12 protein-coding genes are annotated in these 12,300 nt (G+C 67.3%); 5 read left to right on the top strand and 7 right to left on the bottom strand.

The genetic code is table 11. The features are described 5' to 3' along the window. Positions 1-4: 4 nt before the first annotated feature. A complete protein-coding gene (gene murJ, locus Q0082_RS04640) occupies positions 5-1,582 on the bottom strand; it encodes a murein biosynthesis integral membrane protein MurJ (RefSeq protein WP_298190455.1) in 1,578 nt (525 codons plus the stop codon). Positions 1,583-1,624: 42 nt separating this feature from the next. Further along, a complete protein-coding gene (gene secB / locus Q0082_RS04635) occupies positions 1,625-2,152 on the bottom strand; it encodes a protein-export chaperone SecB (protein ID WP_298190453.1) in 528 nt (175 codons plus the stop codon). A gap of 287 nt (positions 2,153-2,439) precedes the next feature. Here secB and Q0082_RS04630 point away from each other — a divergent pair, with 287 nt between their 5' ends. The 3 genes from Q0082_RS04630 to Q0082_RS04620 are packed head-to-tail and all read left to right on the top strand — an operon-like array spanning position 2,440 to position 4,901. Further along, positions 2,440-3,114, top strand: coding sequence for a Tim44/TimA family putative adaptor protein (locus tag Q0082_RS04630; RefSeq protein ID WP_298190451.1), 675 nt, complete (start codon positions 2,440-2,442; stop codon positions 3,112-3,114). Between the two features lie 6 nt (positions 3,115-3,120). Next, positions 3,121-4,335 carry an MltA domain-containing protein gene (locus Q0082_RS04625; protein ID WP_298190449.1) on the top strand — a complete coding sequence of 405 codons (1,215 nt, stop codon included), beginning with the start codon at positions 3,121-3,123 and terminating at the stop codon, positions 4,333-4,335. After that, positions 4,332-4,901 (top strand): Smr/MutS family protein, encoded by a 570-nt coding sequence (locus Q0082_RS04620; RefSeq protein WP_298190448.1) that lies wholly within the window; start codon positions 4,332-4,334, stop codon positions 4,899-4,901. The genes Q0082_RS04625 and Q0082_RS04620 overlap by 4 nt, the downstream gene beginning before the upstream one ends. A 4-nt stretch (positions 4,902-4,905) precedes the next feature. On the opposite strand, the gene Q0082_RS04615 is transcribed toward Q0082_RS04620, so the two are convergent. Both Q0082_RS04615 and dapE read right to left on the bottom strand, forming a co-directional pair. Next, entirely contained in the window at positions 4,906-5,370 is a 465-nt protein-coding gene (locus tag Q0082_RS04615) for a nuclear transport factor 2 family protein (protein WP_298190446.1), read from the bottom strand. Next, positions 5,367-6,509 (bottom strand): succinyl-diaminopimelate desuccinylase, encoded by a 1,143-nt coding sequence (gene dapE / locus Q0082_RS04610; RefSeq protein ID WP_298190444.1) that lies wholly within the window; start codon positions 6,507-6,509, stop codon positions 5,367-5,369. The genes Q0082_RS04615 and dapE overlap by 4 nt, the downstream gene beginning before the upstream one ends. Positions 6,510-6,553: 44 nt before the next feature. On the opposite strand from dapE, the gene Q0082_RS04605 reads away from it, so the two are divergent. Then, positions 6,554-7,018 (top strand): cupin domain-containing protein, encoded by a 465-nt coding sequence (locus Q0082_RS04605; RefSeq protein ID WP_298190442.1) that lies wholly within the window; start codon positions 6,554-6,556, stop codon positions 7,016-7,018. A gap of 15 nt (positions 7,019-7,033) precedes the next feature. Here Q0082_RS04605 and Q0082_RS04600 read toward each other — a convergent pair whose 3' ends face one another. Then, positions 7,034-7,702: a glutathione S-transferase family protein gene (locus tag Q0082_RS04600; RefSeq protein ID WP_298190440.1), complete on the bottom strand. Its 669-nt coding sequence runs from the start codon at positions 7,700-7,702 to the stop codon at positions 7,034-7,036. A 134-nt stretch (positions 7,703-7,836) separates the two neighbouring features. On the opposite strand from Q0082_RS04600, the gene Q0082_RS04595 reads away from it, so the two are divergent. Further along, complete coding sequence (locus Q0082_RS04595; protein WP_298190438.1) at positions 7,837-9,798, top strand: EAL domain-containing protein; 1,962 nt, start codon at positions 7,837-7,839, stop codon at positions 9,796-9,798. 6 nt (positions 9,799-9,804) lie between these two features. On the opposite strand, the gene yihA is transcribed toward Q0082_RS04595, so the two are convergent. Together yihA and yidC are read right to left on the bottom strand one after the other, a co-directional pair. Next, positions 9,805-10,467 carry a ribosome biogenesis GTP-binding protein YihA/YsxC gene (gene yihA, locus Q0082_RS04590; RefSeq protein ID WP_298190436.1) on the bottom strand — a complete coding sequence of 221 codons (663 nt, stop codon included), beginning with the start codon at positions 10,465-10,467 and terminating at the stop codon, positions 9,805-9,807. Further along, entirely contained in the window at positions 10,464-12,296 is a 1,833-nt protein-coding gene (gene yidC / locus Q0082_RS04585) for a membrane protein insertase YidC (RefSeq protein WP_298190434.1), read from the bottom strand. The genes yihA and yidC overlap by 4 nt, the downstream gene beginning before the upstream one ends. Positions 12,297-12,300 lie beyond the last annotated feature (4 nt).

Genomic DNA, 12,300 nt, shown 5'->3' with positions numbered 1-12,300 from the left:
CTCGCTATTGTTTGGTCGTGCCCCTGCGCCGCAGGAGCAGTTTGAGATCATCCCGCGAGAACGCGCCCAGCAGGATGGCGCTGAGCCCATAGACGAGGCTGCCCGCCGAAACCAGCACGGTGAGCGTGAGGAACCGCACGAACCATGTACCGTGGACATAGGGCATCAGCAGGCCCTGCCCGGCCCACAGCACCGCGCCCATCGCGAGGGCGGCCAGCGCAAGGCGCGGCGCACGGCGGCGGAGGCGCGCATCGGTGGTGAACTGCCCGCGCGCCACGAGGGTGCGGTAGAGCATCAGGACGTTCACGGTGGAGGCAATCGCGGTAGCGAGCGGCGGGCCCATGTGCTGCAGCGGCACGATCAGCAAGAGATTGAGCGCGAGGTTCACGCCCATCGAGATCGTGGCGTAGCGCACCGGGGTGACCGTATCCTGCCGCGCGTAATAGCCGGGGGTGAGCACTTTCACGAGGATGTAGCTCGGCAGCCCGATCGAGAAGGCGGCGAGCGCCTGCGCGGTGAAATGCGCGTCCTGCGGCGTGAAGCGGCCATAGCCGAACAGCGCCGCGGCGATGGGCTCGCCGCAGAGCACCAGTGCGACGGTAGCGGGCAGCGTGAGGAGAAGCGCAAGCTCGAGCCCGCGGTTCTGTGTTTCCATCGCGCCCGCCTCATCCCCGCCGCCAAGCTGGCGCGAAATCGTGGGGAGCAGCACGGTGCCGAGCCCGATGCCGATGAGGCCGAGTGGCAGCTGGTTCAGCCGGTCCGCCATGTAGATGTACGTCACCGAACCATGCGCGAGGAGCGAGGCGGCAAGCGCGGTGGAGATGACGAGGTTGATCTGCACCGCTCCCGCGCCGGCAGCGGCCGGCCAGATCAGCGCCATCAGGCGCTTCACGTCGGCATCGAGCCGGGGCAGGCGCAGGCGCAGGCGGACCCCGGCGCGGCGGCAGGCCCAGACCAGCCAGGCGAGCTGGAACGCACCCGAAACCGATACTCCGATGGCCTGGTTGCGCGCAGTGATCATCGGATCGGCGGAATGAAACAGCAGCAGCGCGGCGATCAGCGTGAGGTTGAGCAGGATCGGCGCCGCCGCATTGACCCAGAACTTGTGCAGCGAATTGAGGATGCTTCCGCACAGCGAGACGAGGCTGATCAGCATGAGATAGGGGATCGTCATGCGCGAAAGCGAAACCGCGAAGGCGAACTGATCGGGGCTTACCCCGTTGAACTGGCCCGAGAGGACCAGCGTGACCGGCCACGCAAACACCTCGAGCAGCACGGTCATCGCGACGAGCACGGGCAGCAGCACGGCGAGCGCGCGCTCCGCAAAATCGAGCCCATCGGGGAGGCCTTGCCCTTCCGGATCACCGACCTTGCGGTTGAACATCGGAATGAAGGCGGCGGCAAACGCTCCCTCGGCGAAGAGCGCGCGGAACATGTTGGGCAGGCGAAAGGCAACGAGGAAGGCATCGGACGCGAAGCCTGCGCCCACGTAGCGGGCAAACAGGCTGTCGCGCACGAGGCCGAGCACACGGCTGGCGAGCGTGAGCCCGCCGATCGTGCCGGTTGCCTTCAGCAGGTTCATGGCAGCAGGTTCATGGTTTGCCGGGCCATGAAACCGGCCGGATCAGGCCTGACCGGCAGTGCCGGCGGCCAGTTCCTCGGCCTGGCGGGCCTGAAGCTGCTGGAGGTAGAGACCGTTGAAATCGATCGGCTCGAGCAGCAGCGGCGGATAGCCCGCATCGCGCACGGCATCGGAAATGATGCGTCGGGCGAAGGGGAACACGAGGCGCGGGCCTTCGGCGAAGAGGAACGGATGGGCCTGCTCGTCGGTCACGTTGCGCATGCCGATGAGGGCGCCGTAGAGCAGCTCGACCACATACATCGTGCCCTGCGGCGACTTCGAAGTGGCGGTGATCTTCATCTCGATCTCGTGGATATCGGGACCCAGCGGGCGGGCGCCGATGTTGAAATCGATCGAGACTTCCGGGGCATCGGTCCACGCGTAGCTGTCAGGCGCGTTGGGGTTCTCGACCGAGAGATCCTTGATGTACTGCGAGATCAGGCCAATCGCGGGGCTCGTGTCCTCACCGTTGGGGGCGGGAGAGTTCGCGTCGAGATCGAGCGGGGTGATGATATCGCCTTCTTCGGCCATGATCGTGCTTTCGTGCGGATGGAATGGAACGGTGCGGAAACGGTTGGCGGGCCGCCTAGCACCTGCCGCAAGGCGGGGCAATCGCGCTCGCGCGCCGCGCCTGCCTGCACCGCCAGCGCCGAAGTGCACCTAGAGGCAGGCGAAAAACCGCCTCAGGGGGGCAAACCGTGTGCCGTCCACGCGTTGTTCATTTGTATTTCGTAACCACATAGGGCACGATGAAGTGTTGGCGGTGAACGGGACCCCGCAGGCCCCGCACCCGCCCTGATTGAGCAGGATGTGGCCTTGTGATTGTTGAAATTGTGATTCTCGCGATGATCGCAGCATTCCTGGGCCTGCGACTCTATGCCGTTCTGGGGCGCCGCCCCGAGCAGAACGACGAGCCGCTGCGCCGCCGGGTGGAGCAGCCCGATCCGGCTAGCGCGCCGCGCAGCCTGCAGCCGCGCCTGCCGGAAAAGACCACCGGCGCTCCCCGCGCACTGCCGCTGCCGCAGGACCACCAGCTTGATTCCCGCGCCGAAGCGGGCATCCGCGCCATCGTTGGCGCAGACCGCCGCTTTGACGTCGGCCAGTTCCTCGCCGGTGCGCGCGGTGCCTATGGCATGGTGCTCGAAGCCTTCTGGCGCGGCGACAAGGAAGAGCTTTCGCAGCTGTGCGACAGCGACGTCTATGCCGGCTTTGCCGCAGCGATCGACGCACGGGCCGAGGCCGGTGAAGCAATCACGGCCAAGCTGATCCGCATCGAGGAAGCGCGCATCGTCGATGCAAGCTACGCCGCGCCGCGGGCGCGCATCACGGTCAGCTTCGTCGCCGATGTGGCCTCCGTCACCCGCGATGCGAGCGGCGCCGTGGTTGCAGGGTCGCTCGACGATGCGATCGAGACCCGCGACATCTGGACCTTCTCGCGCGATCTTACGTCGCGCGATCCGGACTGGGTTGTCGACGAGACCGACGAGGGTTGAACTCCCGTGGCGGTATGGTGGGCAGGACGGGCCGGCAAGCTGGCCTGGCTTGCCATACTGGCACCCGCTTTTCTTTCCGGCTGCATTCCGCTGATCCCGCAAGGCGCGCCGGTACCCCCGGTGCCGCCGATGGCCCCCAACGCCGCGCTGGTCGGCACGCACCGCGGGCCGGTGACGGCGGGGCTCGGCTTCAGCGATAGCAATGCGCGTGCGGCGCTGGCTGCCTTTGTCACGAGCTGCCCGCGCCTGACGCGGCGCACCGACACCAGCGGCCTGACCCGTCCCGAAGACTGGGCTCCCGCTTGCGCCGCAGCAGCCGGTTGGCCGCTGGAGGACGCCCGGGGCTTCTTCACCCGCTACTTCGAAACCGCGACCGTCGCGCGCGGCGAGGCGCTGGTCACGGGCTACTACGAACCGGAGATTGCCGGGGTGCGCATGCGCCAGCCGGGCTTCGACGTGCCGGTCTATGGCCTGCCGCCCGATCTCGTTCGTGCGCGGCCGGGCGACGCGGCGCCGCTGCCCGATGGAACCCAGCCGCTGGGGCGCTACGACGAGACCGGGCGCTTTGTGCCCTACTACGACCGGACCGCGATCGAGAACGGCGCGCTGGCGGGGCGGGGGCTGGAAATAGGCTGGGTGGCGGACCGGGCGGAGCTGTTCTTCCTGCAGGTGCAGGGATCAGGCCGCCTTCGCGCGCCCGATGGCACGGTGATACGGATCGGCTTCGCGGGGCAGAATGGCTATCCCTATACCGGCATCGGCGGCGTGATGCGCACGCAAGGGCTGATCGGCAGCGGACCGGGTCAGTATCCCGGCTCGATGCAGGGCATCCTGCGCTATATCCGCGAGCATCCGGCCGAGGGCGCCGCGCTGATGCGTCAGAACCAGAGCTATGTGTTCTTCCGCGAGCGGACCGGGCCGGACACCGTCGGTGCGCTCGGTGTGCCGATTGCCCCGCGCACGACTGTGGCGGCAGACCCGGCCTTCGTGCCGCTTGGCGCGCCGGTCTGGCTGCAGGGCGACAGCGGCAGCGGTGGTCAGAATATTGGGGGCCTCTGGGTGGCGCAGGATACCGGCGGTGCGATCAAGGGGCCCAATCGCTTCGACAGCTTCTGGGGTGCCGGCGCCGAGGCGCGCACCATCGCGGGCGGGATGCGCGCGCAGGGGCAAGCGCTGATCCTCCTGCCAAAGGGCACGCTGGCCCGGCTGAACGGGCAATGAGAGCGCCTCCGCGCGGGCTGAGCCCGGATGAAGCCGCGCTGTGGCGGCGCGTTGCCGCGACGGTGACGCCGCTGCATCCCAAGCGCCCCGTCCCTGCGCCCGTGGCAACCGTGCCGAGCGAGGCCCCGTCTCCGGTACCGAAGCGGGTGAAAGGCCGCGTCCCGCCACCCAAGCCGGAGCCGGTTCCGGCAGCAACGCCCGTGCGCCCGCTCACCAGCGGCGGGCTCGATTCCAGCTGGGACCGCAAGCTGACGCGGGGCCCGCTCCAGCCCGATGTGACGATCGACCTCCACGGCCTGACGCTGGCCTTGGCGCACGAGCGGCTGAACGGCGGCATCGCGCAGGCGCTGGCGATGGGCGCGCGGGTGATCCTGCTGATCGCGGGAAAGCACCGCCCGGTGCCCGAGAATGACCTGAGGGGCGAAAAGCGCGGGGCGATTCGCGCCAAGCTGCTCGACTGGCTGGCGGCGAGCCCGCATGCCGGGCGGATCGCCTCGGTCCGCCCCGCCCAGCCGCGCCATGGCGGCGACGGCGCGGTCTACATCGTGCTCAGGAAAGCGCGCTGAGCGATCAGAAATAGGCGTGGGGGTTCAGCGGCTTGTCGGCGATAGGCTGCAGGATGTCCCAGTGCTCGACGATCTTCCCGCGCCTCAGGCGATAGATATCGGCCACGGTGCCGCCCTTGCCCTGCGCGCCGGCGCGGCCATGAAGGTGGATCACGGCCATATCGCCATCGACCACGATCCGCTTGATCTCGAAGCGCGAGCCTTCCTGCCGAAACATCGGTTCGAGCGCGGCAATCGCGGCCTCGCGCCCGTCGAGGATATTGGCGTTGTGCTGGATGTAATCGGGCGAGACATAGCGCTCGAACGCGCCGCGCACATCGCGCTGGCCGTAGAACAGCGCCGCAAAGGCGGTGATCACGGCGCGGTTGCGCTCCGTTTGCGAACGCGCGGGCTTCGCAGTGGCGGCGAGCGGCGCGGCCAGCATGCAGGCGATGGCGAGGAGCGCCGCGGCCGTGCGGTATGTCTTCATGCCAGCGCCGCCTCCGCAATGCGCCGGTAGATGCGGACGAGGACCTCGAGGTCCTCCACAGCGACGGCTTCATCGGTCTTGTGCATCGTCGCGTTGGTGAGGCCGAATTCGATCACCGGGCAGAGCGCGCGCAGGAAGCGGGCGTCTGATGTGCCGCCGGTCGTGGAAAGCTCGGGATCGATGCCGGTCTCCGCCTTGACCGCCGCCGCAACCAGCGCTGACTGCACGCCGGGGAGCGTGATGAACGCTTCGCCATGCAGGGAGGCGCGCACTTCGGTGCCGTGCCTTGCGGCGATCTCGGTGACACGGTCAACCAGCGCCTGACCGGTGTGGTGATCGTTGTAGCGGATCGAAAGCCGCGCGCGGGCTTCGGCCGGAATCACGTTGGTGGCGCGGTTGCCGACCTCGAGATCGGTGATTTCGAGGTTCGAGGGCTGGAACCATTCGCTGCCTTCATCGAGCACGATCGCATCAAGTTCCGCCAGCAGCGCGACCAGTCGGGGAATCGGATTGTCGGCGAGGTGCGGATAGGCGACGTGGCCTTGCGCGCCCTTGGCGGTGAGCCAGATATTGACCGAGCCGCGCCGGCCGATCTTGACCATGTCACCCAGCCGGTGAACCGAAGTGGGCTCCCCAACAAGGCAGAAATCAGGGATCGCGCCCACTTCGCGCATGTGGGCGATGAGCGGGACGGTGCCGTACTTGGCGGGGCCTTCCTCGTCGCCGGTGATGATGAAACTGATCGTGCCGACCTCGGCGGGGATCTGTTCCACCGCGCAGACCATCGCGGCAATCGCGCCCTTCATGTCGACAGCGCCGCGCCCATAGAGCACTTTGCCGCCGGGCACATCGCGCAAGTCCGCCGTGAACGGGGCGCTCGACCAGCCCTCGCCCGGGGGCACCACATCGAGGTGGCCGGCAAAGGCGAAGTGGCGCGAACCGGCCCGGCCCTGCCGGATCGCGAAGAGATTTTCGACCGGGCCTTCGGGCGGCTCACCTGCAAGGAAGCGGTGCACCGCAAAGCCCATCGGCGTGAGCATCGCTTCGAGCACATCGAAGACCGCGCCGGTGGCGGGAGTAATGCTGGGCGCCTCGATCAGCGCGGCGGTGCGCGATACGACATCGATAGGAACGGACATGATCCGGCGTTAGACCAGAGCCAGCCGCGAAGAAAGGACCCGTCATGCCCAAACTCGACCTCGACGCGATTCCCCAGACCAACCGGACCGGCTATCCCGCACCGTTCAACGAGCCGGTTCAGGGCCGCTGGTATCGCCGGCTCGGCCCACCGGGCGGGCTGACGCACCTCAGGGTGAGCCATGTCGTGCTGAAACCCGGCGCATGGTCATCGCAGCGCCATTGGCACGATGCAGAGGACGAATTTGTCGTGATCCTCTCGGGCGAGGCGGAGCTCGTCGATGACAGCGGCGTCCGACTGATGCGTGCGGGCGATTGCGCCAGCTTTCCAGCGGGCGAGCAGAACGGGCACTGTCTGCGCAATGTTTCAGCAGCGGACTGCGTGCTGATCGCGGTGGCGGCCGGGGATCACGACGGCAGCGGCGGTTATTCCGATATCGACATGATGTTCAGCGGCGACGGCTACTTCCACAAGGACGGCACGCCTTATGCCAGCGACCGCATCCGCTGAACGCGGCGATGGCCGTCAGACAATTGCCGCCGCATCGAACCGGGGGATGGCCCAGGTCTCCTCCGCCGCAGTGGTGCGCCAGGCTTCAAGCCATTCGTGGTCCCAAACCGCGTCCATGTAGGCTGCGGCAAAGCCTGGCACCGGCACGCCATACTGGCGGAAGCGCACAACCACCGGCGCGAAGAAAATGTCTGCCGCGCCGAAAGTGCCGAAGAGGAACGGGCCGCCCTGCCCGAAACGCGCGCGCGCCTGCGCCCAGAGCGTGAGGATGCGGTCGACATCGGCGCGCACGGCATCGCCCAGCGGTTTGGCAATCGGCGCGATGCGCAAGTTGAACGGCAGCTCGCTGCGCAAGGCGGTAAAGCCCGCATGCATTTCGGCGACCAGCGCGCGGGCCATTGCACGGGCGTCGTCCGCCTTGGGCCAGAACCGATCGCGCCCTACCTTGTCGGCCAGATAGTCGAGGATCGCGAGGCTGTCCCACACCACCACATCGCCGTCCCACAGCACCGGCACCTTGCCTTGTGAGGGCGCCAGTTCGGGAAAGGTGCGCTTCGCCTCGTCCCAGCCTTCGCCATAGAGCGGGACCACCTCTGTCTCGAACGCAAGACCGGACTGGCGGGCCGCAAGCCACCCGCGCAGGGACCAGCTCGAATAGGAACGGTTGCCGATGATCAGCTTCATGGGGTGACGCCTAAGGTCTCGCTGCGGCGCTGTCGAGGCTCGCGAGAAGGTTAGTTTTTTGGCGCGCATGGCGGCGGGGTCGCGCGGATGGCCAGCGCAACCCCGCGACAACGGCTCTCACGCGAAGATGTGCCATGACTTCGATGGCTGACACGGCTGCTCCGCCCGCGCTGGCGGCAGACGAATCCCGGCACGCGGGGTCCGTGCGGCGCCCCCTGCCCGTCGAGCAGTTTCTGCGCCTGCGCAAGCAGCTGCCGCCCATGTACCTGATCCTGACGATGAACGCGGCGGCGCTGGCCTATACGCACCATGCCGTCGCACCGCGCTGGCTTTCGCTGTGGCTGCCCCTTGTTCTGATCATCGCCTCGCTGGTGAGACTGATGCAATGGCTGCGGCCGATCGACGAGAGCGCCGTCACGCTGGAGTTTGCCAAGCGCACGCTGCGGCGAACCGAGATCATGGGCACGCTGCTCTCGGTGCTGTTCGTTTCGTGGGCGCTGGCGCTCGACCAGTACGGCGATGGCGACCAGCACGGCCATGTTACCGTGTTTGTCGCGATCACGGTGATGGGCTGCATCTTCTGCCTCACCTATCTGCCGCGCGCGGCGCACCTGGTGTGTTACATCGTGCTGGGCGTGTTCCTGACCTACTGCCTGGCGCGCGGGACGGTGACGATGGCCTCGATGGCCCTCAACATCCTGATGGTGGGCGTGGTTGTCCTGAAGGTGCTGCGCGATTCGTTCGGATCCTTCACCGCGCTGGAGGATTCGCAGGCGGCGCTGCAGCATCAGCAGACGCAGGCGCAGCGCCTGGCCGAGGAGAACGCGCGGCTCGCGCATTCCGATCCACTGACCGGCCTGCCCAATCGGCGCTATTTCTTCGCGCGGCTCGATGCCCTGCTCGCACGCGGTGACCGGAGGGCACCCTTCACCATCGGCGTGATCGATCTCGACCGCTTCAAGCCGATCAACGACGTCCACGGCCATGCCCAGGGCGACCGCCTGCTGCAGGTGATCGGCGCGCGGCTGCGCGATGCAAGTGGCCCCGATACCGTGATCGCGCGGCTCGGCGGCGACGAGTTCGGGCTCATCATCGAAGGATCGATCGAGGCGGCCGAGGCGACCGGCGTGTGGCTGTGTCAGCGCGTGCAGGAACCAGTACCGCTGGGCGATATCGTCGTCTCGGTCGGCTGCTCGGGCGGCCTGGCCGCCTGGCCCGAGGCGGGTGCCAGCGCGCACGACCTGTTCGACCGGGCGGACTTTGCGCTCTACCACGCCAAGAAGGCGCGGCGCGGCGGCATTGTGCGCTTCTCCTGCGAGCTCGAACGGATCATCCGCTCCGAACAGGCGCTCGAGGCCGCGCTCCAGAGCGCAGACCTCAAGCGCGAACTGGCAATGGTCTACCAGCCGATCGTGCGCACGCGCGCCATGGCGATGGTTGGCGTGGAAGCGCTGGCGCGCTGGGAATCGCCGACGATCGGCGCGGTGCCGGCCGAACTGCTGTTTGCCGCAGCAGAAAGGCTCGGCATGGCGCGCACGGTGACGCTCGCGGCTTTCGAGCGGGTGCTGGACGATTTCGCACGGCTGCCTGCCGAACAGCGCCTGTCTTTCAATCTCGCCCCCACCGACATTGCCGATCCGGGCACGGTTGCCGCGCTGATCGAGCGGATCGCGCACAGCGGGATCGATGCGCAGCGGCTGGTGTTCGAGATCACCGAAACCTCGCTGATCGGCGACTTCGCGGCGGCGCGCGCCGCGCTTGAGCAGCTGCGGGCGTGCGGGGCGAAGATCGCGCTCGATGATTTCGGGACGGGCTATTCGAGCCTGAGCACGCTGCACATGCTGCCGATCGACATCATCAAGATCGACCGCAGCTTTGCCGCAAGGCTCGACGATGGCGAGGGCCGGCGGCTGGTCCGCGCGATCTTCAACCTCACCCGCTCGCTGCGGCTGGAATGCGTGTTCGAAGGGATCGAGACCGAACTGCAGCTGATGGAAGCGACGCTTGCGGGCTTCCACTATGCGCAGGGCTATTTCATCGAGCGACCGGTGGCACTGGATACGCTGCTGGAGCGCCGGGCCGCGCGAGCAGCCTGACCGCGCTCAGATCGCGGCATCCTCGAGGATCGCTGCGCGCAGCTCGGGAATGCCCATCTTGAGCTCGGACGAGGTGACGTGGATCTGCGGGAAAGCAGCGGTGCGCTTGCGCGCAGCGGTCTCGGTCGCGGCGACCGTCGCGGCAAGCTCGCTCGCCTTGATCTTGTCAGCCTTGGTAAGGACGACCCGGTAGCCGACGGCGGCCTCGTCGAGCATCCGCATCATGTCCTCGTCCACCGGCTTGATGCCGTGGCGCGCATCGATGAGGAGCAGGGTGCGCTTGAGCACGACACGGCCGCGCAGGAAATCGCGCACGAGGCGCTTCCACTGCTCGGTGACGCTGGGCGGCGCCTTGGCAAAGCCATAGCCCGGCATGTCGACCAGCCGCATCAGGATCGGCTCACCCACATCGAAGAAGTTGAGCTCCTGCGTGCGGCCCGGAGTGACCGAGGTGCGCGCCAGCGAGTTGCGCCCGGTGAGGGCATTGAGCAGCGAGGACTTGCCGACGTTCGAGCGGCCCGAAAAGGCGATCTCGGGCACCGTGGGATCGGGCAGGAACTTCAATGCAGGCGCGGACTTGAGGAACGTGATGGGCCCGGCAAACAGCCGCCGCGCGCGCTCTTCGAGTTCCGCGCGCGCCGCGGCTTCGGCTTCGCTCAATTCGGTCATCGCGTCTTCGGCTTGCGCGGCGGGGTCTTGGGGGCAGCAGCCTTCTGTTCACGCGCTACCACGCGGTCGATATCGAGCTGGTCCTTGCTGGCCTGCGCCTTGAGCTGCGGATGCTTGCTGTAGAGGTACTTCTGCTGCGCGATGGTGAGCAGGTTCGAGGTGATCCAGTAGATCAGCAGGCCCGCGGCAAAGGGGGCCATCACGAACATCATCATCCACGGCATCAGCGCCATGACCTGCTGCTGCGCCGGATCCATCGCGGCGGGCTGCAGCTTGAACTGTGCCCACATCGTGATGCCGAGCAGGATCGCCAGCACGCCGATCGCGAGGAAGGCGGGCGGGGTGAACGGCAGCAGGCCGAACAGGTTGAGCACGTGCAGCGGATCAGGCGCCGAGAGGTCCTTGATCCAGCCGTAGAAGGGCTGGTGACGCATCTCGATGGTGAGCACGAGCACCTTGTAAAGCGCGAAGAACACCGGGATCTGCAGGAAGATCGGCAGGCAGCCGGCGAGGGGGTTCACCCCTTCCGCCTTGTAGAGCGCCATGATTTCCTGCTGCTGCTTCTGCTTGTCGTCCTTGAAGCGTTCCTGGATGACCTTGAGCTTGGGCTGGATCGCGCGCATCGCCGCCATCGAGGAGAACTGGCGCTGCGCCACCGGGAACATGATGCCGCGCACGATCACCGTGAGCAGGATAATCGCGAGGCCGAAGTTGTGCACCGCGCGGAACAGCGAATCGAGCAGCCAGAAGATCGGCTTCTCGAACCAGCGGAACCAGCCCCAGTCGATCGAGAGCGAGAGGTTGGTCGCGCCCTGCTTCTCGTAGGCTTCGAGGACGTTGTTTTCCTTGGCCCCGGCGAAGAGGCGCACCGTCTGCGTTGCGGTCTGCCCCGGCGCAACGGTCGCAACCGGGTAGATGAGATCGGCACGGAAGATATCGGGCGCCACGCTGCGGAAATCGCCCTTGGGCTGGACCGCGCCGCTCGCCGTGTCGGGGATCAGAGCCGAGAGCCAGTAGATATCGGTGAAGCCGATCCAGTTGGCGCTGCCCGCCGGGCTGACCGCGCCGGTGGTCTTCACGTCGGCATAGTTGGTATCGAAGGTGACAGCACCGTCGAACGCGGCGATCGGGCCCGAATGGACGTTCCACGTATCGAGGCTCGCGGTGCGGTCGGTGCGGTTGACCAGCGCAAAGGGCTTGAGCGCGACGGGCGCGGCGCCGACGTTGGTGACGGCCTGAGTGACCGTGATCATATAGTTTTCATCGATCGCATAGCGGATCGCGAACGTCTGGCCGGTGGGATTGGTCCACTTGAGCGTGACGGGTGTTGCGGGCGTCAGCTTCGCGCCTTCGGCCTGCCACATGGTGTCTGGTCCCGGCGCAGCCACACCATTCTGGCCCAGCCAGCCGACCTGCGCGAAGTGCTGCGCGGGCGTGCCGGCGGGCGAGAACAGACGCACCGGCTGGCTGTTCTTGTCCAGCGTTTCACGGTGGCGTGCGAGCGTGAGATCATCGACGAGGCCGCCGAGGAGGTTGATCGAGCCCTTGAGGCCGGGCGCATCGACCGGGATGCGGTGCCCGGCGGCAAGGACCTGCGCGAGGTCCTTCTTTTCGAGCGCGACATCGGCCGGAGCCTGCAGGCCGCCTTCGCGGGTAGGCTTGAGCGTGGACGCGGGCGCGGGCGCGCCGGGCGCACTGCCGGAGGCGGCAGGTGCACCGGCGGCAGGCTTGGCAGGCGCGGGGTAATAGTACCGCATGCCAAGGTCCCAGCCGACCAGCATGAGGGCCATGAGCACCATCGCCAGGATCACGTTGCGCTGATTTTCCACTCTG

Origin of the sequence: Novosphingobium sp., assembly GCF_027489515.1 — a bacterium.
Taxonomy (GTDB): domain Bacteria; phylum Pseudomonadota; class Alphaproteobacteria; order Sphingomonadales; family Sphingomonadaceae; genus Novosphingobium.
This window is presented reverse-complemented; position numbering and strand designations above follow the sequence as displayed.